Origin of the sequence: Stenotrophomonas sp. CCNWLW162, assembly GCF_037203745.1 — a bacterium.
Classification (GTDB): Bacteria; Pseudomonadota; Gammaproteobacteria; order Xanthomonadales; family Xanthomonadaceae; genus Stenotrophomonas; species Stenotrophomonas maltophilia_AQ.
In genome coordinates this window covers 1-26,359 of record NZ_JBBCBL010000013.1, presented here as the reverse complement: position 1 = coordinate 26,359, position 26,359 = coordinate 1, and the positions used below count along the sequence as shown (strand labels likewise).

General features: G+C 67.6%; 23 protein-coding genes and 1 riboswitch. Of the genes, 10 read left to right on the top strand and 13 right to left on the bottom strand.

All coding sequences use genetic code 11. From position 1 onward, the window contains the following. Positions 1-60: 60 nt before the first annotated feature. Both V9K93_RS20115 and V9K93_RS20110 read right to left on the bottom strand, forming a co-directional pair. Entirely contained in the window at positions 61-1,665 is a 1,605-nt protein-coding gene (locus V9K93_RS20115; RefSeq protein ID WP_006384729.1) for a peptide chain release factor 3, read from the bottom strand. A gap of 66 nt (positions 1,666-1,731) precedes the next feature. Then, positions 1,732-2,625 (bottom strand): M23 family metallopeptidase, encoded by an 894-nt coding sequence (locus V9K93_RS20110; protein ID WP_337303108.1) that lies wholly within the window; start codon positions 2,623-2,625, stop codon positions 1,732-1,734. Positions 2,626-2,774: 149 nt separating this feature from the next. Next, positions 2,775-2,893, top strand: a riboswitch (SAM riboswitch). Between the two features lie 77 nt (positions 2,894-2,970). Here V9K93_RS20110 and metX point away from each other — a divergent pair. Genes metX through V9K93_RS20095 form a run of 3 tightly spaced genes read left to right on the top strand, consistent with a single transcriptional unit; the run spans position 2,971 to position 6,298 of the window. Further along, positions 2,971-4,002 (top strand): homoserine O-succinyltransferase MetX, encoded by a 1,032-nt coding sequence (metX, locus tag V9K93_RS20105; protein ID WP_100473625.1) that lies wholly within the window; start codon positions 2,971-2,973, stop codon positions 4,000-4,002. After that, the gene (locus tag V9K93_RS20100) at positions 3,999-5,234 is read left to right on the top strand and encodes an O-succinylhomoserine (thiol)-lyase (RefSeq protein ID WP_337303107.1); all 1,236 of its coding nucleotides are present in this window, start codon (positions 3,999-4,001) and stop codon (positions 5,232-5,234) included. The genes metX and V9K93_RS20100 overlap by 4 nt, the downstream gene beginning before the upstream one ends. Further along, on the top strand, positions 5,231-6,298 hold the full coding sequence (locus tag V9K93_RS20095; protein ID WP_046985063.1) for a homoserine dehydrogenase family protein: 1,068 nt from the start codon (positions 5,231-5,233) through the stop codon (positions 6,296-6,298). The genes V9K93_RS20100 and V9K93_RS20095 overlap by 4 nt, the downstream gene beginning before the upstream one ends. A 90-nt stretch (positions 6,299-6,388) precedes the next feature. On the opposite strand, the gene V9K93_RS20090 is transcribed toward V9K93_RS20095, so the two are convergent. Beyond that, the gene (locus V9K93_RS20090) at positions 6,389-7,384 is read right to left on the bottom strand and encodes an alpha/beta fold hydrolase (RefSeq protein WP_295379737.1); all 996 of its coding nucleotides are present in this window, start codon (positions 7,382-7,384) and stop codon (positions 6,389-6,391) included. 189 nt (positions 7,385-7,573) lie between these two features. After that, complete coding sequence (locus tag V9K93_RS20085; RefSeq protein WP_046985065.1) at positions 7,574-8,956, bottom strand: L-serine ammonia-lyase; 1,383 nt, start codon at positions 8,954-8,956, stop codon at positions 7,574-7,576. Between the two features lie 100 nt (positions 8,957-9,056). On the opposite strand from V9K93_RS20085, the gene V9K93_RS20080 reads away from it, so the two are divergent. Next, a complete protein-coding gene (locus V9K93_RS20080; protein WP_136639085.1) occupies positions 9,057-9,287 on the top strand; it encodes a glutaredoxin family protein in 231 nt (76 codons plus the stop codon). 59 nt (positions 9,288-9,346) lie between these two features. On the opposite strand, the gene V9K93_RS20075 is transcribed toward V9K93_RS20080, so the two are convergent. From V9K93_RS20075 to V9K93_RS20065, 3 genes are read right to left on the bottom strand one after another with little or no spacing between them, the layout of a single operon-like run. Then, positions 9,347-9,919 (bottom strand): YceI family protein, encoded by a 573-nt coding sequence (locus tag V9K93_RS20075; RefSeq protein WP_046985067.1) that lies wholly within the window; start codon positions 9,917-9,919, stop codon positions 9,347-9,349. 3 nt (positions 9,920-9,922) lie between these two features. Further along, on the bottom strand, positions 9,923-10,495 hold the full coding sequence (locus V9K93_RS20070; protein ID WP_006384699.1) for a cytochrome b: 573 nt from the start codon (positions 10,493-10,495) through the stop codon (positions 9,923-9,925). Positions 10,496-10,505: 10 nt separating this feature from the next. Further along, positions 10,506-11,138, bottom strand: a complete 633-nt coding sequence (locus tag V9K93_RS20065) for a YceI family protein (RefSeq protein WP_046985068.1) — start codon at positions 11,136-11,138, stop codon at positions 10,506-10,508. Between the two features lie 166 nt (positions 11,139-11,304). Between V9K93_RS20065 and V9K93_RS20060 the strand changes: the two genes are divergently transcribed. Both V9K93_RS20060 and V9K93_RS20055 read left to right on the top strand, forming a co-directional pair. Beyond that, positions 11,305-14,850: a hybrid sensor histidine kinase/response regulator gene (locus tag V9K93_RS20060; RefSeq protein ID WP_136639083.1), complete on the top strand. Its 3,546-nt coding sequence runs from the start codon at positions 11,305-11,307 to the stop codon at positions 14,848-14,850. Between the two features lie 97 nt (positions 14,851-14,947). Next, the gene (locus V9K93_RS20055; RefSeq protein ID WP_046985070.1) at positions 14,948-18,475 is read left to right on the top strand and encodes a hybrid sensor histidine kinase/response regulator; all 3,528 of its coding nucleotides are present in this window, start codon (positions 14,948-14,950) and stop codon (positions 18,473-18,475) included. A 403-nt stretch (positions 18,476-18,878) separates the two neighbouring features. On the opposite strand, the gene mdtD is transcribed toward V9K93_RS20055, so the two are convergent. The 5 genes from mdtD to V9K93_RS20030 form a co-directional block, all read right to left on the bottom strand. After that, positions 18,879-20,288: a multidrug transporter subunit MdtD gene (mdtD, locus tag V9K93_RS20050; protein WP_010482759.1), complete on the bottom strand. Its 1,410-nt coding sequence runs from the start codon at positions 20,286-20,288 to the stop codon at positions 18,879-18,881. A 92-nt stretch (positions 20,289-20,380) separates the two neighbouring features. Continuing rightward, positions 20,381-21,463, bottom strand: a complete 1,083-nt coding sequence (gene hemE / locus V9K93_RS20045) for a uroporphyrinogen decarboxylase (RefSeq protein WP_337303106.1) — start codon at positions 21,461-21,463, stop codon at positions 20,381-20,383. 26 nt (positions 21,464-21,489) lie between these two features. Then, a complete protein-coding gene (locus tag V9K93_RS20040) occupies positions 21,490-21,729 on the bottom strand; it encodes a WGR domain-containing protein (protein WP_046985073.1) in 240 nt (79 codons plus the stop codon). Between the two features lie 121 nt (positions 21,730-21,850). Then, the gene (gene aroB / locus V9K93_RS20035; protein WP_337303105.1) at positions 21,851-22,963 is read right to left on the bottom strand and encodes a 3-dehydroquinate synthase; all 1,113 of its coding nucleotides are present in this window, start codon (positions 22,961-22,963) and stop codon (positions 21,851-21,853) included. Continuing rightward, positions 22,960-23,502 (bottom strand): shikimate kinase, encoded by a 543-nt coding sequence (locus tag V9K93_RS20030; protein WP_046985075.1) that lies wholly within the window; start codon positions 23,500-23,502, stop codon positions 22,960-22,962. Before V9K93_RS20030 ends, aroB begins: the two co-directional genes overlap by 4 nt. Positions 23,503-23,601: 99 nt before the next feature. Between V9K93_RS20030 and V9K93_RS20025 the strand changes: the two genes are divergently transcribed. Further along, a complete protein-coding gene (locus tag V9K93_RS20025; protein ID WP_012511846.1) occupies positions 23,602-23,805 on the top strand; it encodes a dodecin family protein in 204 nt (67 codons plus the stop codon). A gap of 6 nt (positions 23,806-23,811) precedes the next feature. On the opposite strand, the gene V9K93_RS20020 is transcribed toward V9K93_RS20025, so the two are convergent. Then, positions 23,812-24,639: a kinase gene (locus V9K93_RS20020; RefSeq protein WP_046985076.1), complete on the bottom strand. Its 828-nt coding sequence runs from the start codon at positions 24,637-24,639 to the stop codon at positions 23,812-23,814. Between the two features lie 40 nt (positions 24,640-24,679). Between V9K93_RS20020 and pdxH the strand changes: the two genes are divergently transcribed. The 3 genes from pdxH to V9K93_RS20005 all read left to right on the top strand — a co-directional run bounded on the left by pdxH (position 24,680) and on the right by V9K93_RS20005 (position 26,271). After that, the gene (pdxH, locus tag V9K93_RS20015) at positions 24,680-25,279 is read left to right on the top strand and encodes a pyridoxamine 5'-phosphate oxidase (protein ID WP_046985077.1); all 600 of its coding nucleotides are present in this window, start codon (positions 24,680-24,682) and stop codon (positions 25,277-25,279) included. A 9-nt stretch (positions 25,280-25,288) separates the two neighbouring features. Continuing rightward, a complete protein-coding gene (locus tag V9K93_RS20010; protein ID WP_046985078.1) occupies positions 25,289-25,648 on the top strand; it encodes a YqfO family protein in 360 nt (119 codons plus the stop codon). Between the two features lie 161 nt (positions 25,649-25,809). Further along, positions 25,810-26,271, top strand: a complete 462-nt coding sequence (locus V9K93_RS20005; RefSeq protein WP_295379770.1) for a DoxX family protein — start codon at positions 25,810-25,812, stop codon at positions 26,269-26,271. Positions 26,272-26,359 lie beyond the last annotated feature (88 nt).

Sequence of the window (26,359 nt, the reverse complement as noted above, 5' to 3'; positions counted from 1 at the left end):
CCGCCCGCGACTGCCGGGGTCAGAGCCCTTTCCTGGCGGAAAGGGATCCGACCCCACGGCTCAGCCTACCGAAACGGTATGCGCCGCTTCACGGGTGGCCGAGAAGCGCACGTCGGGCGAGCGCTCCTGGGCCAGCTGCAGGTTGACCCGGGTTGGTGCCAGGTAGACCAGATGGCCGGCTGCATCCAGTGCCAGGTTCAACGCGTTCTTCTCGCGGAACTCTTCCAGCTTCTTTTCGTTGCTGCAGTGGACCCAGCGTGCGGTGCTGACGCTGACCTGCTCGAAGGTGGCTTCCACGCCATATTCGTCCTTCAGGCGGTAGGCGGCCACGTCGAACTGCAGCACACCCACCGCACCCAGGATCAGGTCGTTGCTGGTCAACGGGCGGAAGAACTGGGTCGCGCCTTCCTCGGACAGCTGGGCCAGGCCCTTCTGCAGCTGCTTGAGCTTGAGCGGATCACGCAGGCGGGCGCGGCGGAACAGTTCCGGGGCGAAGTTGGGGATGCCGGTGAAGGTGACCGCTTCGCCTTCGGTGAAGGTGTCGCCGATCGAGATGGTGCCGTGGTTGTGGATGCCGATCACATCGCCCGGCCACGCCTCGGCGGCGATCTCGCGGTCGCTGGCCATGAAGGTCAGCGCGTTGGCCAGCTTCATGTCCTTGCCGGTGCGCACGTGGAAGGTCTTCATGCCGGCGCTGAAACGGCCCGAGCAGATGCGCATGAACGCCACGCGGTCACGGTGCTGCGGGTCCATGTTGGCCTGGATCTTGAACACGAAGCCGGTCAGCTTGTTCTCTTCCGGGGCGATCACCCGGCCGGTGGTGGTGCGCGCCTGCGGCGGTGGTGCATGCTCGACGAAGAAGTCCAGCAGCGGCTGCACGCCGAAGTTGTTCACGCCCGAGCCGAAAAACACCGGGGTCTGCTTGCCGGCACGGTAAGCGTCGAGGTCGAACGGATGGCTGGCGCCCTGCACCAGGTCAAGCTCGTCGCGCAGCTCGGCCAGCATCTGTGCACCGATCTTCTCGGCCAGGCCGGGCGCATCGATGGACGGGAAGATGGTGGAGTCCTGGCGGGTGAAGTTGCGGCCCGGTTCGTACAGATGCACCTCGCCGGTCAGCAGGTGCACCACGCCCTTCAGGCGCTGGCCCATGCCGATCGGCCAGGTCACCGGTGCGCACTGGATGCCGAGTACGGTCTCCACTTCATCCAGCAGCTCGATCGGGTCCTTGCCCTCGCGGTCGAGCTTGTTGATGAAGGTCATGATCGGGGTGTCGCGCAGGCGGCACACTTCCATCAGCTTGATGGTGCGCTCTTCCACGCCCTTGGCCACGTCGATCACCATCAGCGCCGAGTCCACCGCAGTCAGCACGCGGTAGGTATCCTCGCCGAAGTCGGCGTGGCCGGGGGTGTCAAGCAGATTGACGATCTTGCCTTCGTACGGGAACTGCATCACCGAGGAGGTGACGGAGATGCCGCGCTCCTTTTCCAGTGCCATCCAGTCGGAGGTGGCATGGCGGGCGGCCTTGCGGCCCTTGACCGAACCGGCCATCTGGATCGCGCCTCCGAACAGCAGCAGCTTTTCGGTCAGCGTGGTCTTGCCGGCGTCAGGGTGGGAAATGATGGCGAAGGTGCGGCGACGCGACGCTTCGTTGGCGACTTCGGACATGGCAGTGGCGCCCGCCCGGGGCGCTTTTCAAAGAGATAAGCGCCCGATTATACCGGCCGGGGCCGGTCAGCGCCCGGTGCCGCCGTCGGCCTCGCCCTCGCGGGCGAACTGCAGCTGGCCCTGCTCGGCGAAGATCCGCGCCGGCACCGAGCGCAGGCCCATGCCGCGGTTGACCTGCACCACGAAGTGCAGGTGCGGGGCGCTGCTGTAGCCGCTGTTGCCCGACAGGCCGATCGGTTGCCCGGCCTGCACCGCCTGGCCGCGACGCACACGCATGCCACCGGCCTGCAGGTGGCCGTAAAGGGCCATGCTGCCGTCGCTGTGCAGCACGCGGATGAAGTTTGCGCGCGCACCATTGCGTTCGCGGTCCTGGCCGTTGCCCTGGAAGCCGTCCTGGATCTGCATCACCGTGCCCTCGCGCGCGGCCAGCACCAATGTTGCCTCGGGCAGTGCGAAGTCGACCGCGTCGCGGTTTTCCTCGTCATCGTGGCTGAAACGGCCCTGTGGTGCCTGGTCCACGCGCGGGCGGGCGTCATCGAAGGGCAGGCGATAGGCCACGTCCTCGGCCTGTGCGGCCGGGTTTCCCGGCACCGACTGCAGGCGCAGGTCCAGTATGCGGCCGTTGACCGGCGCGGGCAGGTGGCCGACCACCAGGCTGCTGTCGCCCTGGATAAGCGACTGTACCGGCAGGCCCTCGACAGGGTGTCCGGGCGCGGCGCGCAGCTCGACCTGTAGTGGCCCGGCCAGGGCGTTGTCGATCCGGGCTTGCCACTGCTGGCCGATCGGCTGCAGGCGCAGCTGGGCCATCGGCGCGCCGCTCTGGGCGGTCTCGCCACGGGGGGGCGGAGCGACCGGGGCGGGCTTGGGCACCAGTCCCCAACCCTGGCGCCAGTCGCCGGCGCTTACCGTCGCGCTCGCCAGCAGGGACAACAACAGGCAGGTCAGGGGCAGGCGCGGCATCAGCGGTTCCAGCGGGTAGGGACCGCCGGGACTGTAGCCGATCCTGAACGGGACGACCGCGACCGCCTTCGCACAGCTGGGCTGAAAACATTTATCGCTCTATCCGCATGAAGGGATTGACAGCCCCGAAAGAGGCTGGCATCGTAGCTCCACCATCGAGACCGGCAGAGGGACAGGCCCTTTGAAGCCGGGGCAGCCCGCAGGCGCGCAAGCGACTGCGTAGGTGCCAAATCCTGCGGGGACCGTGGCGTCCACCGGAAGATGGTTCGAACCATGCACCGCACGTGCATCTCGAACGCGGGCCCCGCGAAGGCTCGATGGCCGATTCCCCAACCGGATCCCGCCATGAGCTTCGCCGCCAGTACCGCCATTCGCCCCGAACCCTTTGTCCCCGTCAGCGTGCCGGTCGAAGACCGTGTGCATGCCGAGCGCGGTGAGTTCGCCGCGGTGCTGTCGATGCGTCACGCCGGCCCCAGCCCGGTGCGCCTGCGCTACGAGTGGGTCGGCCCGGCCAACGCGCCGGTGGTGGTGCTGGCAGGCGGCATTTCCGCCCATCGCCACGTGGCGTCCAATGCACAGTTCAGCGAGAAGGGCTGGGCCGAAGATCTGGTCGGCAGCGGGCGCGCGCTGGATCCGCAGCAGCTGCGTGTACTGGCCTTCGATTTCATCGGTGCCGACGGCGCGCTGGACGTGCCGATCGATACCGCCGACCAGGCTGATGCACTGGCGCTGCTGCTGGACCATCTCGGCATCCGTGCGCTGAAGGCGTTCGTCGGCTATTCCTATGGCGCGCTGGTCGGCCAGCAGTTCGCGATCCGTCATCGTGCCCGTGTGCGCCAACTGGTGCTGGCCAGCGGCGCACATCGCCCGCATCCCTATGCCGCCGCCTGGCGCGCACTGCAGCGTCGTGCGGTTGCCCTTGGCCAGCTGCAGTGCGGTGAAGACCACGGCCTGGCCTTGGCGCGGCAGTTCGCCATGCTCAGCTACCGCACGCCGGAAGAATTCGGCGAGCGCTTCGACGCAGCACCGGAAGTGATCAATGGCCGCGTGCGTGTTGCCGCCGAGGACTATCTCGATGCCGCTGGTGCGCAGTACGTCGCGCGCACGCCGGTGACCGCCTACCTGCGCCTGTCCGAATCGATCGACCTGCATCGCGTCGACCCCACCGCGATTCTGCCGCCGACCGTGGTGGTGGCCGTGGAGGGCGACCGCCTGGTGCCGCTTGCCGACCTGGTCGGCCTGGTCGAAGGACTGGGCCCACGCGGCAGCCTGCGCGTATTGCGCTCGCCCTATGGCCACGACGCCTTCCTCAAAGAAACCGATCGCATCGACGCGATCCTCGCCACCGCCTTCCGCACTTCTGGAGAGTCCGCATGAGCCTGCACGCAAACGAGCCGTCCTGTAGTCGCACCACTGCCGCCGTCCGTGCGGGCATCGATCGGGATACTGCGCATGGCGCGGTCACGCCGCCGATCGTGCTGTCATCGAATTTCAGCTTTGAAGGTTTCGGCAACAAGCGCCAGTACGACTACACGCGCAGTGGCAACCCGACCCGCGACCTGCTGGGTGAAGCGCTTGCGGAACTGGAGGGCGGCGCCGGTGGCGTCATCACTGCCACCGGCATGGGCGCGATCAACCTGGTGTTGAACGCGCTGCTGCAGCCGGGCGATACCCTGGTGGTGCCGCACGATGCGTACGGTGGCAGCTGGCGCCTGTTCAATGCGCTGGCGAAGAAGGGCCACTTCGAACTGGTCACCGCTGACCTGACCGATCCGCGCGCGCTGGCGCAGGCGTTGGCCACCCAGCCGAAGCTGGTGCTGGTGGAAACGCCGTCCAACCCGCTGCTGCGCATCACCGACCTGCGCTTCGTCATCGAGGCGGCACGCAAGGCTGGTGCGCTGGTAGTGGTCGACAACACCTTCCTGTCGCCGGCGCTGCAACAACCGCTGTCGTTCGGCGCGGACCTGGTGCTGCATTCGACCACCAAGTACATCAACGGCCACAGTGACGTGGTCGGCGGTGCGGTGATCGCGCGTGATCCGGCACTGCATGAGCAGCTGGTGTGGTGGGGCAATGCGCTGGGCCTGACCGGTTCGCCGTTCGACGCCTTCCTGACCTTGCGCGGCCTGCGCACGCTGGATGCGCGCCTGCGCGTGCACCAGGAGAACACCGCCTCGATCGTGGCCCTGCTGGATCAGCATCCGGCGGTCGGCGCGGTCTACTACCCGGGCCTGGCAGATCATCCGGGCCATGCCATTGCCGCGCGCCAGCAGAGTGGTTTCGGCGCGATGCTGTCGTTCGAACTGGCAGACTGTGCCGGTGACGATCCGCATGCCGCTGTGCGCGCGTTCGTCGATGGCCTGCGTTGCTTCACCCTGGCCGAATCGCTGGGTGGCGTCGAAAGCCTGATCGCGCATCCGGCGACGATGACCCATGCAGCGATGACCGCCGAAGCGCGCGCGGCCGCCGGCATCAGCGAAGGCCTGCTGCGCCTGTCGGTCGGCATCGAGGCCGAGCGTGATCTGCTGGCGGATCTCGGCGCAGCACTGCGGCGCGCCGAAGCGGTGATTGATGCGGCTGCACGCCGCAAACAGGTGGTGGATGCATGAGCGCACTCGCCGCTGACATTCCTGCGCTGGGCGCGGGGCGCCTGGCGCTGCTCGGCACTGGCACGGTTGGTTCGGCCTTCGTGCAGCGCTACCAGGCATTGCAGGCGCGCGGGCTTGAGCTGCCCAGCGTGCAGTGGCTGGCCAATTCGCGCACCGCGCTGGCGATCGACCGTGATCTGGCGCTGCCGCTGGAACTGGCGCGGCGTGCGCCGCGTGATGGCCAGAGCTCGCCGCCATGGGCCAGTGCCGAAGGGCTGGAGCGTGGCGACGTGGTGGTCGATGCCACCGCCAGTGAAGACGTCGCCGCGCGCCACGTGCAGTGGTTGGCGCGCGGTGTGCACGTGGTGACTGCCAACAAGCTGGGCCGTGGCGCGCAGCTGGCACGCGCACAGGCCATTGCCGATAGCTGTGCCGACAGCGGTGCGCGCTACGGCGACAGCGCCACGGTGGGCGCGGGCCTGCCGTTGCTCAGCAGCCTGCGCGCGCTGGTGGCCGGTGGTGACCACATCCATGCCATCGAGGGCGTGCTGTCCGGTTCGCTGGCTTGGCTGTTCCATCGCTATGACGGCCAAGCGCCGTTCTCGGCGGCGGTGCGCGAAGCGCTGGCGGCGGGCTACACCGAACCCGACCCACGCCTGGATCTGTCCGGCGAGGATGTGCGCCGCAAGCTGCTGATCCTGGCCCGCAGCAGCGGGCTGGCGCTGGATGCTTCGCAGGTGCAGGTGGATTCGCTGGTACCCGAAACACTGGCAGCGCTGCCGCTGGAGGATGCCGTGGCTGCGCTGGAACAGCTGGATGCGCCGCTGCAGGCGCGCTGGCAGCAGGCACGCGACAACGGACGCGTGCTGCGGTTTGTCGGCCGGGTTGACGGCAATGGTGCCCAGGTGGGCCTGCGCGAGCTGCCGGCCGATCATCCGCTGGCACAGGGCGCGGGCACCGACAACCGGGTAGCGATCCACAGCGATCGCTATCAGCGCCAGCCGTTGTTGATCCAGGGACCGGGCGCGGGCGCGGAAGTCACCGCGGCCGCGCTGCTGGATGACGTGCTGCGGATCGTGGGTTGACGTCCCTGCTGCTGCGCTCGCCGGGCATGGCCCGGCGCTACCAACCCCGCTCGCAGGTAGCGCCGGGCCATGCCCGGCGGACCCGCAATCTCAACGCGACTTCAACGCATTCAACAACGCCGCATTGAACTGCTTCGGGTCCTGCACCTGCGGTGAATGCCCAAGCTCGGAGAACTCGACCAGCGTCGCGCCCGGAATCGCCTCGGCCGCCCTCTTGCCCAGCACCGGATAGTTGCCCAGCGTCGCCTTCAGTTCCGGCGGCGCCAGGTCACGGCCGATCGCCGTGCGGTCCTTCTGGCCGATGAACAGCGTGGTCGGCACCTGCAGGTTCTTCAGCTCGTAGACCACCGGCTGGTTGAACACCATGTCCGAGGCCAGGGCCTGGCTCCACGCGACGGCCTGCCTGCCCGGGCCTTCGTACATGCCCGACTGCATCCTCGCCCAGGTTTCATAGGCCGGCTTCCATTGGCCGTCGTAGTACACGTCCAGCTGGTAGCGGCGGATACTGTCGTAGCTGGTTTTCAGTTCGCCTGCGTACCACGTATCCAGGCTGCGCCATGGCACGCCCAGCGCCTTCCAGTCTTCCAGTCCGATCGGGTTGACCAGTGACAGACTGCGCAGGTCCTGCGGGTACATCAGCGCATAGCGCACCGCCAGCATGCCGCCCATCGAATGGCCGACCAGATGCACCGGCATGCCCTCCAGTTGCAACTGCTGCAGCAGCGCATGGGTGTTGGCCGCCAGCTGCGCGAACGAGTACTGGTAGCGCTCGGGCTTGCTGGATTTGCAGAAGCCCACCTGGTCGGGCGCGATGACCCGGTAACCGGCGTTCAGCAGCGGCGCGATGGTCTGCTGCCAGGTGGCTGCGCAGAAATTCTTGCCGTGCAGCAGTACCACCACGCCGATGGCGCGGCGCTTGGGCAGGACATCCAGATAGGCCATCTCCACGGGCTGCCGCTGTGATTCCAGTGCGAACGTCTTGACTGGATAGCCGTAGTCGAAGCCCTCCAGCCGCGGACCATAGGTCGGTGCGGCAGCGACGGATAGCGGCAGGCAGGCAAGCAGTGCGGCGGCGGTTACGCGCATGGGGCAATCCGGGGCGAGGGAGCCCCGAGCCTAACCGGAACGCGGTGACGGTGTCGTCCGGCGGGGCAGATTCGACCGGGTATAGGCGACCGGGTAGAGTCGACTGTTAGTCGACTGCCTTCCCGACAACCAGCGAAAAGCCCGCGCTGCGCGCGATAGTCGACCAACGGTCGACTCTACCCCGGGCGTTCAGCACTCGATGACGTTCACCGCCAGGCCACCGCGGCTGGTTTCCTTGTACTTGTCCTGCATGTCGCGGCCGGTATCGCGCATGGTCTTGATCACCTTGTCCAGCGACACCTTGTGCTTGCCGTCGCCACGCATCGCCATGCGCGAGGCATTGATCGCCTTCACCGCACCCATCGCGTTGCGCTCGATGCAGGGGATCTGCACCAGTCCACCGATCGGGTCGCAGGTCAGGCCCAGGTTGTGTTCCATGCCGATTTCCGCGGCGTTCTCGATCTGGCTGGGGTTGCCACCCAGTGCGGCAACCAGACCGCCCGCTGCCATCGAACAGGCCACGCCCACTTCGCCCTGGCAGCCCACTTCGGCGCCGGAGATCGAGGCGTTTTCCTTGTACAGGATGCCGATCGCCGCCGAGGTAAGCAGGAAGTCGAACACGCGCTGCTCGTTCGCACCCGGGCAGAAACGGTCGAAGTAATGCAGCACGGCGGGCAGCACGCCGGCCGCACCGTTGGTCGGCGCGGTCACCACGCGGCCACCGGCGGCGTTCTCTTCGTTCACCGCCAGCGCGTACAGATTGACCCAGTCCAGCGTGGTCAGCGGATCGCGCATTGCCGCTTCCGGCTTCGACGACAGCTCGCGGTACAGCGCTGGTGCACGACGGCCCACCTTCAGGCCGCCCGGCAGCACGCCTTCTTCACGGATCCCGCGGCTCACGCACGACTGCATCGCGCTCCAGATCTCGCGCAGGTTGGCGCGGATCTCGTCTTCGCTGCGCCAGCACTTCTCGTTCTCGAACATCAGCTGGGCGATGCTCAGGCCACTGCGCGCGGTCTGCGCCAGCAGCTCGTCGCCGCTCTTGAACGGGTAGGGCAGCGGGGTTTCGTCGGGCACGATGCGGTCATCGGCCGCGTCGTCCTGGTTGACCACGAAGCCACCACCGACGGAGTAGTAATCGCGGGTGGCGATCACTTCGTCCTCGGCGTTGTACGCGGTGAAGCGCATGCCGTTGGTGTGGTACGGCAGCTTCTGGCGCTTGTTCATGCCGAGGTCGCGCTTCTCGTCGAAGGCGATCTCGTGCTGGCCCATCAGCTGGATGCGCTTGCTGCTGCGGATGCGCTCCAGGGTGGCCGGAATGATGTCCGGGTCGATCAGGTTCGGCCGCTGCCCTTCCAGGCCCAGCAGGATCGCCTTGTCGGTGCCATGGCCGCGGCCGGTCAGCGCCAGCGAGCCGTAGACATCGGCACGGATGCGCGCGACCTCGTGCAGGCGGCCCGGATCGAGCAGCCAACGGTGGATGAATCGCTCGGCGGCCTTCATCGGCCCGACGGTGTGCGAGGAGCTCGGGCCAATGCCGATCTTGAAAACGTCGAACGTGCTGACAGCCATGGTTGCCGTACTGCGGGTACCGGAAGAGACCGCTATTCTAGCGGTTCACGCCGCACTTCCATGGCTGCGGCGCAGCATTTCCGCCAAGGAGACCCATCCGGTGTTGACTCTGTTCCAGCGTGACGACTGCCACCTGTGCGACATGGCACTGGCCGAGCTGGCCAAGGCCAGGGCGCCGGAGTTCGAATCGGTGTTCCTGGATGACCAGCCGGCGCTGGAAGCGCGCTACGGCGCGCGGGTGCCTGTGCTGCGCGACGAGCGCGGCGGGCGCGAGCTGGACTGGCCGTTCGATGCGGCCACGGTTCAGGCCTGGCTGGCTGTCGATCGGTAGTGCCGGCCAGCGGCCGGCACTACCGGAGATGATGGCCGGGGCGGTGCCCCGGCCGTTACTCATTTCGCGTCGAACTTCACGATCGTGCTGATCGCGGTTTCGTCCGGAATGGTCTTGGTGTCGGCCCAGTCGCCGCCGCCAACGCCGAAGTCGAGGCGCTTGACCGTGGCCTTGCCGGTCAGCACCGGCTGGGTGCCCGGCTTCCAGGTGAAGGTGAGGGTGACCGGCTTGCTGACGCCGCGCAGTTCCAGCGTGCCGTCGGCAGCGAACTGGTCGTTGCCCACCGCGCGGAAACCCTTGGCGGTGTAGCGCGCAGTGGCGAACTTGCCGACGTTGAAGAAGTCCGCGGTCTGCAGGGTCGAGTCGCGATCACTGTTGCCACTCTTGGCGCCGGCCAGCGGGATCACCACGTCCAGCGAACCGGCGGCCGGATTGGCCGGGTCGAAGCTGAGCTTGGTGGCGAAGCCCGGGAAACTGCCGGTGAACACCTCACCGTCGTACTTGGTGGCGAACACCAGGATCGAGCCGGTGCCAGGCGCCTGCGCGTAGTCGGCGGCGAGCGCCGGGGCGGTGGCCAGCATGCCGGCCAGGGCGGCGGCCACGGCGGCCGGAGTGGTCAGTTTCAGGTTCATCGATCAGTCCTTCTGAGGGGAGGCGAGCCAGCCGCGCGGCAACATGCGGGACAACGTTGCATCGCGCTGGAACAGGTGGTGGTAGAAGGCAGCACCGGCATGGGCCAGCACCACCGCGATCAACAGCCAGAAGCCGTATTCGTGGATGGCATGGGACACCGCCACGACCTGCGGGTCCGGGCCGCTGAGTTTCGGCACATCAACCAGGCCGAACCAGCGGAAGGGGCGCAGGCCACTGGCCGAGTCGTACAGCCAGCCCGACAGCGGGATGGCGAACATCAGCACGTAGAGCAGCACGTGGGTGGCGCTGGCGATGCGTTCCTGCCAGCTGGGCACGCCCGGCACCGGCTTGGGCGCACCGGCATACACGCGCCAGCCGAGGCGGAAGAGCACCAGCGCCAGCACGGTAATGCCGATCGACTTGTGCGCGGTGTAGACCCAGAAATACTTGGGGGTCTTGGGCAGTTCGCCCATCGTCAGGCCGACCACGCCCAGGGCGAGGATCAGCAATGCGATCAACCAATGCAGGATCTGGCTGACACTCCCCCAGGCGGCGGGGGTGTTCTTGGCGGTCATGAAGGGTCCTCTAGCGGGCCGTCTTGGGATCGGAGTGCGGAACGGGAGCGGGAGTTCCCGGGGCGTCGCTGCGGTCGAGGGTGGCTTCAGCCTCGATCCTCAGCTGTACTGCATCACCGATGACGCCCGGCCAGGCGGTGATGCCGAACGCACGCCGGCTCAGTGTGGTGCTGGCGGAAAAACCGGCGGTGCGTCGGAACGGGGGTAGCGGGTAGCGCTTGATGGCGTTGAGGGTCACGTCCAGCGTGACCTCCTGGCTGACCCCGCGCAGGGTCAGGGTGCCGATCACGTGGGCACGCCTGGCATCGATCGGTTCAACCCGGGTGGAGACGAAGCGCGCGCTCGGGAAGCGCTCGCCATCGAGCAGGCTGCGGGCCAGCGTGGCCTGGTTCCACTTGGCATCGCCAAGGTCCAATCGCGACACGGGGACTTCGACGTCGAGCGTAGCCTCGCGCCAGTTGTCGGGATCGAACTGCAGGCGGCCCTCACTGCCGGAGACCGTCCCCATCGCCTGCGAGTAGCCGGCATGGTCGATGGCGAACAGCACCCGCGTATGTACTGGGTCGAGGCGATAGGTGTCTGCGTCCGCCCAAGCGGGCGCTGTGGCGAGCATCATCGGCAGCAGGGCCAGGCAGGGACGCATCGATGGCGGGTTCCGGAAGGGGGGACGCTGCGATCATACGCATAGCCCCCTGCCAACGTTGCGTGCACGGCTGCAACAGTTCGTGGTGGTATTGCCTCTGGAAACAGGCTGTTGCAGCGATGGACCTGCCCCTGTGTGACAATCGGGACAGGACAGGGGGTTCAGGATGACGAGCGGCTGGCGCCTGTGGTGCCAAGGCATCGCGGGTATGGGGCTGCTGCTGATGGCGTTTGCCGTGGCAGCCGCTACCTTGGACATGGCGGAAACACCGCGCCTGCGCCGCTTTGGTGCCGCCGAAGGCTTGCCGTCGCGCATGGTGCTGGCCCTGGCCGAGGATCGCCAGGGGCATATCTGGGCGGCTACCGACGGCGGCCTGGTGCGCTACGACGGGGGCGGCCTGAGGGTCTGGGAGCACGATCCGGATCAGCCGGGCTCGCTGCCCGGCAACGAGATCGAGACCCTGCTGGTCGATCCGCTGGATCGCGTATGGGTGGGTATCAACGGCAAGGGCGTAGCACGCCTGGATGCCGATCGCGAGCGCTTCAAGACCTTCGACACGGTCAATGGTCCGTGCATGAGCCAGTTCTGGACCCTGGCCTATGCCGAGGACGCCCTCTGGATCGGCACCAGCGGCCATGGTGTCTGCCGTTTCGGCGAGGACGGCAGCCTGCGCTTCTTCCAGCATGATCCGGCGCATCCCGGTGGACTGCCCAGCAACACCATCTTCAGCAGCCTGGTCGATGCAAAGGGCCGTCTGTGGATCGGCACCGAAGCGGGGCTGGCGCGCTGGAACGGTAGCAGCTTCGAGGCGGTGGCCCCACGCGAGCTGGGTACGCTGAGCGTGCTGCGGCTGAGCCAGGATCCTGACGGCTCGATCTGGGTCGGCAGCCAGAACGAGGGCCTGTACCGCATCGATGCGCAGGACCGGGTCAGTCGTCCGCGCTGGGCCGACAGCGCCAGCCTGCGTTCGGCACTGGTGCTGGCCGATCGCCAGGGCGGTTACTGGGCCGGTACGTCCGATGGCCTGCTGCGTGGCGATGCCAGTACGCTGCGCCGGCTCGAGGGGGACCGTGGCAGCGGCTTCCTGACTGCGCAAAGCGGTGTGCTTGATCTGCTGCAGGACCATGAAGGGGGACTGTGGGTGGCGCTGTTGACCCAGGGCCTGGCCTACCTGCCGCCGGACTGGCGTCGCTTCTCGATCTGGAACCAGCTCGATGGCAAACCGCTGGACAGCCAGTATCTGCTGAGCGCCGCCAGCGACGGCAGGAACTACTACGTCGGCTCGGCGCATGGTGTGTACCAATTGGATGCGCAGGGCACGCTGCGCCTGCTGGCCAGCGATCGCGAGATCGGCAGCGGGGCGGTGTGGTCGGTGCTGCCGCGGCCGGACGGGCGCCTGTGGCTGGGCCGTGCAGGCCGCATCAGCGTGTACGATCCGGCCAGCCGTGCGCTTCACGACTGGCGCATCGACGGCGGCGCCGACCTGCGCCAGCGCATCGATCTGATGCGGCAGGCACCGGATGGCACGGTCTGGCTGTCGGTGATGAACCTGGGCCTGCAGCAGCGCAGCGCCGATGGCCGGCTGCTGCGCAGTTTCCCGCTGGATGACATCCGCGGCACCGCCGATTCACCGATCGAGCAGATCCGTTTCGATGCCCGTGGCCAGGCCTGGGTGATGGGCGACATGGGCATCTGGCGTGAGCACGCGGGACGATTCGAAGCAGTGCCGGGTGTCTCGCGTGGGCTCATCTACGACTTGGTGTGGATTGATCCGCAACAGCTGTGGCTGGCCCGGCAGGGCGCGCTCGAGCGCTACCAGTGGGATGGCATGAGCCTGCGCCTGATCCAGCGCGTTGATGGTGGTGCCGGTGTGCCCGCGGTCAGCATGGGCGGGCTGGCGCTGGCCGATGACGGTCGCCTGTGGGCGACCACGCCGCGTGGGCTGCTGCGCTGGGATCCCAAGGCGCGGCGACTGCAGCAGTTCAACGAACGCGATGGCCTGTCCGATGCCGAGTTCACCAGCCGGCCACCGGCGGTGAATGCCGATGGTCGTGTGCTGGCGGTGAGCCAGACCGGGCTGGTCGCATTCGATGTGAACTCGGTTGACGCGGTGTTGCCGCCTTCGTCGTTGGTGATTGCCGAGGTACGTGTGCGCCGTGATGACGCCCGCGGCTGGCAGCCGCTGCCGAACACCGGCACCCTGCTGCTGGGGCCGGATGATCGTGATCTGCAGATCGACGCGCGGCTGCTGTCCTACGCCAACCCGCAGGGCAATCGCTATCGCTTCCGGGTGCGAGGGTACGACCAGAACTGGGTCGAGCAGGGCGGCGATGGCCAGCGCACGCTCTCGCGGTTGCCCACCGGCAGCTATGTCATCGAAGTGCAGGCGGCGACCGCCAGCGGCGCATGGACACCATCACAGCGACTGCAGGTGAAGGTGCTGCCGCCGTGGTGGCGCAGCGGCATGGCGATCTTCGGCTATATCCTGCTTGGTTCGTTGCTGCTGGTGACCCTGGTGTGGTCGATCCGGGCGCGCCTGCGTCGCCGCCAGCAGTGGCAGCTGACCGTGCACAAGCAGCAGCTGGCCGAGCAGGCGTCGCAGGCCAAGAGCCGTTTCCTGGCCACGCTGGGCCACGAAGTGCGCACGCCGATGACAGGCGTGCTGGGCATGAGCGAGCTGCTGCTGGCCACGCCGCTGGATCCGGTACAGCGCAGTTACGCCGGCTCGATCCAGCAGGCGGGCAGCCACCTGTTGCGGCTGGTCAACGATGCACTGGACCTGGCCCGCATCGAGGCTGGGCGGCTGGAGCTGGACCTGCGTCCGTTCGACCTGGGCGGCCTGCTCGACCAGGTGCAGGCGCTGATGCAGCCGATGGCGCGGCAGCGTCAGCTGGCCTTCCAGCGGGGCGACGATCCGCCCGGGCCGATCAGCGTCAGCGGTGATGAGATGCGCGTGCGCCAGATCCTGCTCAACCTGCTGGGCAATGCGATCAAGTTCACCGAACGTGGCCATGTTGGACTGGCCGTGCGGCTGGATGACAACGGTGCTGGCCTCTGCTTCGAGGTGCATGACAGTGGTCCGGGTATCAATGCCGAGCAGCAGGAGCGCTTGTTCCATCGCTTCGAGCAGGCAGAGGGGCCGCGCACGGCGTCGCGCTATGGTGGCAGCGGCCTGGGCCTGGCGATCTGCCAGGAACTGGCGGTGGCGATGGGCGGGCGCATCGAAGTGGACAGCCAGCCAGGCAAGGGCGCGCGCTTCCAGGTGCGCCTGCCGTTGCCGTGGACCCGGCAGGCGGCCAACGCGCAGGGCGACTCCCCGGCGCTGCCGGTACTGCCGCCCTTGCGCATCCTGCTGGTCGAAGACGATGCCACCGTGGCCGAGGTCATCGCTGGCCTGCTGCGTGGCCGTGGCCACGAGGTGGTGCATGTGCTGCACGGGCTGGGAGCCTTGTCCGAGATCGCTACCGATGGCTTCGATGTCGGCCTGCTCGACCTCGACCTGCCTGCCCTGGATGGAACCGCGATCGCCCGCCAGCTGCGCACCATGGGCTATGAACTACCGCTGGTGGCGGTAACCGCACGCTCCGACGCCTACGCCGAAAGCCAGGTGCTGGCGGCCGGTTTCGATGGTTTCCTGCGCAAGCCGGTCACCGGCGACCTGCTGGTGACCGCGATTGCCCAGGCTCGCGCAAAACGACAAGTTGCCCATTGAAAGCGTCGGTGCCAGACGTTAACGACGTGACTTTCGGTTTACCATGCCGACGCCCGCAGCGCGGGAATCCATCAGAAGCAGCGTGAGGAGGCAATCGGTGGTGTATCTGCGGGCGGCGATGCTGCTGCTGGTCCTCCTGTGCTGCCTGTCGCCAGCTGCGGCGCAGCCGGTACCGCCGAGCCCGCGCCAGGTGACGGTGTTCGATGGCCTGCCGTCCAATACGGTCAACCGCATGGCCGAGGACCGCTACGGCTACCTGTGGATCGCCACCAATGACGGCCTGGCCCGCTACGACGGCCGCAACTACCGGATCTGGCGCTCGGAAGACGGGCTGCGCGACAACCGCATCTGGACGGTGCTGGTGGACGCACGCAACCAACTCTGGATCGGTACCGAGAACGCCGGCCTGGTGCGGATGTCGGCCGACCGCCGGCAACTGCATTTCTACGACCGCAGCAGCCAGCCGCTGATGGGCACCAACACCATCTGGAGCCTGGCAACCACGCCGGACGGTTCGATCTGGTTCGGTACCCACGAAGGCGGCCTGTACCGCCTGGACAGCCAGGACCGCCTGCAGCGCTTCCTGCCGGAGGCGAACAATCCGCGCAGCCTGCCTGCTGCGTCGGTGCCGTACCTGGTCACGCTGGCCGATGGCAGCCTGTGGGTCGGCACCAAGCATGGCGTGGCGCGCTGGACCGGCACCGATTTCGAGCGCATCGGCGCCGACGTGATTCCCAGCCTGCTGATCAATGGCCTGACCAGCGAACCTGACGGCAGCCTGTGGATCAGCACGATGGCCGGCGCCACCGTGCGTCGTCCCGATGGTCGTTTCGAAACGTTGCCGTGGAAGCTGCCGCAGGGCGAGCAGGTGCTCGGCATGATGTTGCGCGACGAGCAGGGCGGGCATTGGCTGGATACCCGCAGTGGCCTGGGCCGGGCCGTGGATGGCCAGTACCAGACCGTTCCGCTGTACAGCGCGGTTGCGCGCGGCCCGGTACGACCGAACTGGACCGGCGCCTACGAGGACCGCGAAGGCGGCATCTGGCTGGCCAGCACCAATGCAGGCCTGTGGCACCTGCTGCCGCGCTGGTGGCAGTTCTCGGTGCTGTCGCGGCTCGAGGACGATGCCAGTTCGCTGCGCAATGCTTTCGTGCTCGGGACCAGTCCCTCCAGCAATGGCGGTATCTGGACGGTGGGCAGCCACGGCGCGCTGGACCGTTTCGACCCGAAGACCGGCAGGATCGAGCAGCACCGGACCTGGGTCAATGGCATGTACTGGCTGACCTCGGTGCGCGAGGACCGGCGTGGCCAGGTCTGGATCGGCTCGACCGACGCGCTGATGCGCTACGACCCCAAGCGTCGCGACCTGCGCCGGTGGGGCCGTGACGCTGGCGCCGACGCGACCATGGAAGGGGTCATCGAATCGATGATGACCTGCGATGGCGACAGCCTCTGGCTGATGCTGCCGGCCGGCCTGCAGCAGCGTGATCTGGATGGGCGCCTGCGCCGGCAGCTGGACAATGGCCAGCGTGGATTGCAGCAGGGCCAGCTCAACCTTGACGTGGAATGTGGCCCGCAGGACCACATCTGGCTGGCCAGCAGCCGTGGCCTGCTGCAGTGGTTGCCGGAGAGCGAACGATTCCAGCCGGTGCCCGGTGCACCTGCCACGGCGATCCACGCACTGCACGTGGGCCGCGATGGCCAGGTCTGGCTGTCCGAAGACGGGCGCCTGTCGCGTTACCGCTGGAGCCAGGGGCGCCTGGAACGGCAGGCCGTGATCGGTGCCGAGCAGGGCTATCCGGCAATCTCTGCCTCTGGCCTGGTGGTCGACGCGCAGGGCGTGGCCTGGGCGACCAGCGCACGCGGGCTGGTGCGGGTGGGTGCCGACGGCCAGAGCGTGCGTCTGTATGGCGTGCATGACGGCCTGCCCAGCCAGGAGTTCCGCGAGCACACACTGACGACCTCGGGCGACGGGCACCTGGTGGCGGGCACGCCGGCCGGCGTGGTGGTGTTCGACCCGGAACAGGTGCGACCGTCGGTGCGGCGTGCACCGCTGGTGATCGAGCGTGTCGAGGTGCGCCGCAACGAGCAGGTGCTGGACCTGACCCATGACACGCCGTTGCAGATTGCCGATGGCGACCGTGACCTGCGCATCGTCGCGCGCCTGCTGTCGTTTGCGGATTCGGCCTCCAACACCTATCGCTACCGGCTGGCCGGCTACGACCCGGACTGGGTTGAAGTGGGGCCGGCCGGTGAGCGCCTGTTCTCGCGGCTGCCGCCGGGCAGCTATCGCCTGGAAGTGCAGGCGCGCTCGGCCGACCATGTCTGGTCGCGCGTGCAGAGCCTCGAATTCCGCGTGCAGCCGCCATGGTGGCGCAGCCTGTCCGGGTTGCTGGTGCTGGCGTCGATCGCACTGCTGCTGACCAGCTGGTTCGCCTGGCTGTATCGCCGCCGCCTGCAGCGTCGCCATGCCTACCAGCTGGCGCTGCACAAGCAGGAGCTGGCCGAACAGGCCTCCGCCGCCAAGACCCGTTTCCTGGCCAACCTCGGCCATGAGATCCGCACGCCGATGACCGGTGTGCTGGGCATGAGCGAACTGCTGCTGGCCTCGCCGCTGGATCCGCAGCAGCGCGGCTATACGCAGTCGATCCGCCATGCCGGCGAACACCTGCTGCATCTGGTCAATGACGCCTTGGACCTGGCGCGGATCGAATCGGGCAGGCTGGAACTGCAGTCCAAGCCGTTCGCGTTGAGTCGCCTGCTGCAGGACCTGGCCGCGTTGATGGGACCGCTGGCCGCGCAGAAGGGCCTGCGTTTCACCCTGGACAACCAGTTGCCGCCGGGGCTGCAGGCGACCGGTGATGCGATGCGGGTACGCCAGATCCTGCTCAACCTGCTGTCGAACGCGGTGAAGTTCACCAGCCGCGGGACCATCACCCTGCACGCGCGCAGTGATGGCGAACTGCGCGCGCTGCACTTCGAGGTGCGCGATACCGGTCCGGGCATCAGCCAGGAACAACAGCAACGCCTGTTCCGCCGCTTCGAGCAGGCAGACGGTGCGCGCACCGCCGCGCAGTACGGCGGCAGCGGCCTGGGCCTGGCGATCTGCCGCGAGCTGGCGCAGGCCATGCAGGGCCGGATCCAGGTTGAGAGTCAGCTGGGGCGGGGCACCTGTTTCGGCGTGACCTTGCCGTTGCCGCTGGTGGTCGACGCCGGCGCCGAAGCCGCTGGCGAAGCGCACCGTGAGGAGGCGGCGAACATGCCACCGTTGCGGGTGCTGCTGGTGGAGGACGACGCCACCGTGGCTGACGTGGTGCGCGGACTGTTGAGCGCGCGTGGGCATGACGTGGTACATGCCGGCCACGCGCTGGCGGCGTTGCGCGAGATCAGTGCCGGTGACTTCGACGTCGGCCTGCTGGACCTTGACCTGCCGGGCCTGAGTGGCTTCGAGCTGGCCCAGCACCTGCGCAACCAGGGCTACATGCTGCCGCTGCTGGCGGTGACCGCGCGTACCGACCCGGATCTGCAGCAGCAGGTGGAAGCGGCCGGCATCGGTGGCTTCCTGCGCAAGCCGGTGACCGGCGAACTGCTGGTGGAAGCGATCGCCCGGGTCATGGGCAGGTAGGGTTTATTGCAGGGCTTGCAGCCCTGCACCTGCAGAATCAACGTCAACGTCAAAAGCCTGCATTCCGTGGGATGGCGGTGTGGATCCGGTTGCTGCGCAACAGGCTCCGACCCCAATCTGGAATTCGATATCTGACAGATGTGTCGACCAAGGTCGACACCTACCAACAACCGCGTGTTCCAACAGCCGCCGTTACCCGCAGCCGCGTGAACCTGTCAGAGGTGGGGCGGTGTGGGCTTGCAGGACCGTTGGCGCCATGGATGGCGCCATCGAGCCCCCATGGATGGGTTTACGGCGTGTCCTGCAAGCCCACACCATCCCGCCAACCCACGGAATGCTCGCTGTTGCTGTTGCTGTTGCTTCGGCCTCTGCGGGTGCAGGGCCGCAGGCCCTGCCGAACCCCTCACTCCGCGACGTGCTCGACCTGCCGCGGTTCGGGCTTGGTGTCGGGCAGCTGCCAGAAGATCATCGTCGAGGTCAGGGTGATCGCACCCACGCACAGGAAGGTGGCGTGCAGCGCGGCGGTGGCGCTGTTGCTGTCAAGGTGGTTGCCGAACGCCGCCAGCAGGCTGCCGGCGGCGGCGGCACCGAAACCGGCTGCGAGCATCATCACCATCGATAGCAGGCTGTTGCCGGAGCTGGCGAACTCGCGGTCCAGATCACGCAGGGTCACGGTGTTCATCACAGTGAACTGCAGCGAATTGACCGCACCGAAGAACGCCAGCTGCAGCAGGCGCCAGGCCAGATGCTGGCCGGGCGTCATCAGGATGAAGCTGGCCATCGCCAGGCCCACCAGCACGGTGTTGACCATCAGCACGCGGCGGTAGCCGTAGCGCTCGACCAGCTTCACCGCCAGCTTCTTGGACACCATGCCGGCGGCCGCCACCGGAACCATCATCAGGCCGGCGTTCATTGGGCCCAAGCCCAGGCCGACCTGCAGCAGCAACGGGATCAGCATCGGCATGGCGCTGCTGCCGATGCGCGAGAACAGGTTGCCAAGGATGCCGATGCGGTAGCTGGGTACGCGGAACAGTGCCAGCGAGAACAACGGTGCAGTGGAGTTGGCGGCGTGCAGCCAGTAACCCACCAGCGCCGCCAGGCCGGCCACGGTCATCAGCATCACCAGCGCGTGTGGCGTACCGAGCCCGGAGATGCCATCCAGCGCCAGCGACAGCACCACCATCGCAAAGGCCAGCATGATGTAGCCGCGCAGGTCGAAACGGGTGCGATGGCTGGCGTAGTGGTCGGGCATGATCTTCATCGCGGCGATGAAACCGATCACGCCAATCGGCAGGTTGATCAGGAACACCCAGTGCCACGATGCGATCTCGACCAGCCAGCCACCCAACGTGGGGCCGATCAACGGGCCGACCAGGGCCGGGATGGCGATGAAGCTCATCGCGCGCAGGAAATCCTCGCGTGGTACCGAACGCATCACTGCCAGGCGGCCGACCGGTAGCAGCATCGCACCGCCGATACCCTGCAGCACGCGCGCACCGACCAGCTGGTGCAGGTGCTGGGCCAGCGCGCAGGCCAGCGAGCCGAGGGTGAACAGGATGATCGCCACCAGGAAGGTGCGTCGGGTGCCGTAGCGGTCGGCGATCCATCCGGAAGCGGGAATGAAGGTGGCTACCGCCAGCGCGTAGCTGAACACCACCGACTGCATCTGCAGCGGGCTTTCGCCCAGGCTGGCCGCCATCGCCGGCAAGGCCGTGTTGACGATGGTCGAGTCCAGCATCTGCATGAAGATCGCCAGCGAAACCAGCCAGAGCAGGGGGCGCTGGCGGTTGTAGGTCGATGGCGATGTGGACATGGGGTGTGGCCGGTGCGACGTGGGGGATGCCATGATCGCGCACTGCGGGTCACGGCGCGATCAAGGTCGCGCCGTGACGGCATGCCGGATGCTCAGCGCTGGCTGTGCGCGTGCACCGTGTCGACCAGCACCTGCACGTGCGCCGGGTCCATGTCCGGCGACATGCCGTGGCCGAGGTTGAATACATGTCCCTCGCGCGAGCCGCCATTGCCGGCGGCATAGGTGTCGAGCACGCGCGCGGCGGCGGCGGCGATTGCATCCGGCGAGGCATACAGCGTGGTCGGGTCGAGATTGCCCTGCAGGGCAACGCGACCACCGGTGCGGCGCATCGCCTCGTCCAGGTCCAGCGTCCAGTCGAGGCCCAGCGCATCGGCACCGGTCCGTGACAGCGCCTCCAAGTGCAGGCCGGTGCCCTTGCCGAACAGGATCAGCGGCGTGCGCTCGCTGCCTTCGCCACGCTCCAGGCCCTCGGCGATGCGCTGCAGGTAGCGCAGCGAGAACTCGCGGTACATCGACGGCGACAGCACGCCACCCCAGGTGTCGAACACCTGCAGCGCCTGCGCACCGGCTGCGCGCTGCGCGCCGAGGTAGGCGATGACCGCCTCGGTGGTGACTTCCAGCAGACGGTGCAGCGCCTGCGGATGGTTCAGTGCCATCGCCTTGATGCGCGCGAAGTCCTTGCTGCCGCCGCCTTCCACCATGTAGCAGGCCAGCGTCCAGGGGCTGCCGGAGAAACCGATCAGCGGCACCTGGCCATCCAGCTCGCGGCGGATCAGGCGCACCGCGTCCATCACGTAACCCAGGTCATGTTCCATGTCCGGCACGGCCAGCTTGGCGATGGCCGCTTCATCACGCACCGGGTGGCGGAACTTCGGGCCTTCGCCTTCGACGAAGTACAGCTCCAGGCCCATCGCATCGGGAATGGTGAGGATGTCCGAGAACAGGATCGCAGCGTCCAGCGGGAAGCGGCGCAGCGGCTGCAGGGTCACTTCGCAGGCGATCTCCGGGTTCTTGGCCATGGCCAGGAAGCTGCCGGCCTTGGCCCGGGTCGCGCGGTACTCCGGCAGGTAGCGGCCGGCCTGGCGCATCAGCCAGACGGGGGTGCAGTCCACCGGTTCGCGGCGCAGGGCGCGCAGCAGGCGATCGTTGCGGAGAGGGCTGGTCACGATGAGCATTCCTTGGGCGAAAGTTGGCAGCGGCGTCAGTCGCCGTGCGGAAGAATCTGGAAGCCGCGATGCAGTTCGGCATCGCGGGCCTTCTCGAAGGCATGGCGGGCTTCGTCGGCCTGCAGGAACAGCTCACGCCGCAGCTGCGAGCGACCACCGACGCGACCGCTCTCGCGCAGCAGCTCCCAGCCGCCGAACAGGTCCGTCTGCAGGCTCAGGCGCAGGAAGCGTGGTGCCTGGGCACCGGCGTCGGGATGTTGCAGGTAAACGTGCATGGCACCGATTGTAGCGGGGCCCGGGTGACCCCGGCCGCAACGCGGTAGTGCCGGCCGCTGGCCGGCAACTTCATGAGCGCAGCAGCCGGCCAGCGGCCAGCACTACCGGACCAGGGGATGGTCAGGCCGCGCCCAGCACCTTCAGCACCGCGGCCTCATCCACGTCCGGCACCACTTCGGCACGGCCCATGCCACGCCACAGCACCAGGCGCAGGCGGCCGGCCACGTTCTTCTTGTCCAGCCGCATGCGGCCGAGCAGGGCCTGCGGGTCCAGTCCGGCCGGGATCGCCACCGGCAGGCCGAGGCGTTCCAGCAGCGCCTGCAGGCGCGCACGGTCGGCATCGTCGGCCAGACCCAGGTCGGTGGACAGCTTTGCCGCCAGCACCATGCCCACCGCCACCGCTTCGCCGTGGTTCAACGCATCGCGGCCCGGGGCCGAATAGCCCTGTTCGGTCTCGATGGCATGGCCGAAGGTATGGCCCAGGTTGAGCAGGGCACGCTCGCCCTTCTCGAACGGATCGCGTTCGACGATGGCGGCCTTGTGCCGGCAGCTGCGCGCGATGGCTTCGGCCAGCACTGCGTCTTCGCTGGCCAGCAGCGCATCGGCATGCTGCTGCAGCCATTCGAAGAACACCGCGTCGCCCAGTGCACCGTACTTCACCACTTCGGCCAGGCCAGCGCGCAGTTCGCGCGGCGGCAGGGTGGCCAGCACGCGGGTATCGGCGATCACCGCGCGCGGCGGATGGAACGCGCCGACCAGGTTCTTGCCGGCCGGGATGTCGACCGCGGTCTTGCCGCCCACCGACGAATCGACCATCGCCAGCAGGGTGGTCGGCAATTGCACGCAGTCCACGCCGCGCATCCAGCAGGCGGCGGCGAAACCGGCGAGGTCACCGACCACGCCGCCGCCGAGGGCGAACACGCAGGCATCGCGGGTGGCGCCGAGTGCGGCCAGCGCTTCGATCGCGCGGCCGAATTCGGCCAGGGTCTTGGAGGCTTCGCCGGCGGCCAGCACGTGCTCGCCGACGATCAGGTCGGGGCGTGCGGCCAGCAGCGCCTGCTTCACGGCGGCCAGGTAGCGCGGGGCCACTTGGCTGTCGCTGAGCAGCAGCACGTGGCGGCCGCGAACGTGCGAGGCCAGCGCAGCGCCGTCGGCCTGGGCACCGGCGCCGATGGTGATGGAGTAGGGGCGGTCGCCGCCAACGGCGACCTGCAGCAGGGCGGGGGAAGTCATGCGGTCAGGTCCTGGCGCTGCCATTGCGTAGCCAGCTTGACCACCAGGTGGGCGGTCGCGTCGGCAGCGGTATACGGGTCGGTATCGAGGGTGAGGTCGGCCAGCTCACGGTACAGTGGGTCGCGATGTGCGGCCAGATCGTGCAGCACCTGCTCGCGGTCAGGGCGCTGCAGCAGCGGCCGGCCCTTGTCGCGGGCCAGGCGCTCCAGCTGTTCGGCCACGCTGACCCGCAGATAGACCACGAATCCGCGCTGGGCGATCAGCGCACGGTTGCCCGGATCCAGTACGGCGCCGCCACCGGTGGAGACCAGCTGGCCACGGCCTTCCAGTACGCGCGCAAGCGCCTCGCGCTCATGGCTGCGGAAGCCGGTTTCGCCCGAGTGCTCGAAAATGGTCGGGATGCTGGCGCCGGCGGCATCGACGATGGCCTGGTCGACATCGACGAAGTCCAGCGTGAAGCGCTCGGCCAGGCGGCGGCCGATGCAGGTTTTACCGGCGCCCATCGGGCCGATCAGGATCAGGTTCGGAGCAGGGTTCATGCCCCTCTGATCCTAACACCTCCGTGCCTTGGCCTTTACGTTCTTCACGTCACGGTGGGGGTCCCTGCGGGGTTTCCCGCGCCTGACGGAGTAGCAGCCATGACGGTCGCCAAGGTCATCGAAATCAATGCGTCCTCGCCCAAGAGCGTGGAGGATGCCGTGCGCAGTGGCTTGAAGAAGGTGTCCGGGACGGTCAAGGGCATCCAGGGCGCCTGGATCAACGAAACCAAGGTGGTGACCGATGGCAACGGCGAAATCACCGAATGGCGGGTCAATCTGCGGGTGACGTTCCTGGTGGAATAGGCGCCCTCAGCGCACCGCCTGCACCTGGCGCTGGCCGTCCAGCACCACCACGTGGTCGGCCAGGCCGGGCAGGGCATGCAGTGCCTGCCGGCTGACCCGCTCGTAATACTGTACGAAGCGCTCCAGCTGCGGCCGGCTCATGCCATGCCGGCCCGGCTGCGCCGCCTGCAGGTTCTGCTCCTGCTGCCAGCGCCAGCGCGGCACCACCGAAAAATCCGGCGGCTGCAGGAACCACAGGCGGTTGCAGCGCTGCCACAACGCCGGGTAGTCGCGGGCTAGTGCCTGATTGCACCAGCGGCGCCAACGGCCATCGGCGTCGGCCTCGCGTTCCAGCGCGTTCAACGGGCTGTCCAGTGCGTTGTCATCCTGCGCTGGTGTGCCGAGGAACCAGCCTTCGAACACCAGCAGGTCCAATGGCTGCTGCAGCTGCGGCCACTGAGCCTCAGGCAGGCGCTCGTCGGCCAGCTTGTCGAATCGTGGCATCGCAAAGGGCTGGCGTGCGGCCACCGCGTCCAGCACGGCGTGGGCCAGCGGCAGGTCGTGGGTGCCGGGCGGCCCGCGGGTGATCAGCAGCGGATGCACCTGGCGGGCCAGCCGCTGGCGCTGCGCGCGGGTCAGGTAGACATCATCGATCGACAGCGTGGCCGCGTTCAGGCCACGTGCTTGCGCGCGCGCCACCACCTGCGCCGCCAGCGTCGATTTGCCGCTCCCCTGCAGGCCGCTGATCGCCAATACTGGAACTGCTGCACCGCTGGCCAGCGCATCGTCCAGCGCCTGTTCGGCCAATGTTTCGGGGAATCCTTTCACCTGGGGCATATACGCAGCAGCGACCATGCAGCCACAATAGCCCAATCCGTGTGAGAAGAACGCAATCATGAGCGACCTGTACGCCGAAGCCCTGTCCACGTTTGCCGGCCTGTTCGAAGAGGCCAAACAGAGTCGCGAGGTCGAGCCGAATGCGATGACCGTGGCCACTGCTGATACGCAGGGCCGTCCCTCGGCGCGCACCGTGCTGCTGAAGGCCTTCGACGAGCGTGGCTTTGTCTTCTACACCCATCTGGACAGCCACAAGGGCCAGGAACTTCAGGCCAATCCGCAGGCCGCACTGCTGTTCCTGTGGCGCAGCCTGCGCGAGGCTGGCATCCAGGTGCGCATCGAAGGCCGTGTCGAACAGGTGGCAGACGCCGAGGCCGATGCCTATTTCGCCAGCCGCCCGCGCATGAGCCAGATCGGCGCGTGGGCCTCGCAGCAGTCGAAGACGCTGGCGACGCGCGAAGAGTTCGACGCGCGCGTGGCCGAGATCGAAGCCCGCTTCGAAGGCAAGGACGTGCCGCGCCCGGAGGGTTGGAGCGGCCTGCGTGTGGTACCCGACCGCATGGAGTTCTGGTACGGCGCGCAGTTCCGCCTGCATGAACGCTGGTGCTATGAAGCCGGTGCCGAAGGGCGCTGGAGCAAGCGTCTGCTGTATCCGTAAGGCTGCCCGATGCAACGCCTGCCGCTGTACCGCGTGGTGGTGTTCGTGCCATCGGCAGCACTGGACGCGGTGAAGCAGGGCATCCTGGCGGTGGACGCGCTGGCGGCCGGCGACTACGAACACGGTATGTGGTGGTCGGCGCCGGGGTTTGAACAGTTCCGTCCACGCGTGGGTGCGACGCCCGTACGGGGTGAGGCGGGTCGCACCGAAGTGGTCGACAGCGTGCGTCTGGAATTCTGCCTGCCGCGTGATCCGCAGCGGCTTCAGCGCATCTTCGAACAGGGCATTGCGCCGCATCACCCGTGGCAGGTGCCGGTGGTGCAGGTGGAGGAAATCGAGCTGCTGCTTACTGATGCAAGCTCCTTGTAGAGCCGAGCCATGCTCGGCTGCTGTTGCTCTGGCGCGTAAGGCAGTCGAGCATGGCTCGACTCCACAAAAGCTCGTTGTCGCGAACGGACTGGTCAGCTTCATCTGCGAGCAGGTCAGCAACCGGCACACTCCGAAGAGTTTCCTCGATTTCCGGAGTCGCCATGCCTTCCTGGCGCTGCCTGTTCGCCGTACCTCCCCCCCGCCGCGGCGTGGAAGCGTACCTGCTGCTGCTCGCCCGTATCGTCGCCGGTGTGATGTTCTGCGTGTCCGGCTGGAACAAGGTGTTCACCGACGCGGGGCGCGAGCGCATGGTGCATACGTTGGTTGATGCGGGCATTCCGTTCCCGGTGTTCAGTGCGCCGGTGCTCGGGGCGATCGAATGGATCGCGGGCGGCCTGTTGGTATTGGGGCTGCTCAGCCGCCCCTCTGCGTTGCTGCTGGCGGGCATCTGCGCGGTGGCTGCATTGACCGATGGCATCGCACGCATTCCTGCAGGATTGAGCGTGCTGGATTGGTTGAGCTGGTTCTTCTATCTGAGTGAAGTGCCGCTTGGGGTGCTGCTGTTATGGGTTGCGGCAGTGGGCAGCGGCCGGTTTGCGATAGAGGCGCGCTGGGCACGCTGACGGCACGCACCCTGTAGCAACTGTCTTGTCAGGCGGAGGCCATCTGGGCCTCCGCATCCCGTTTGCGGGCGTTGAGGATCACCAGCAT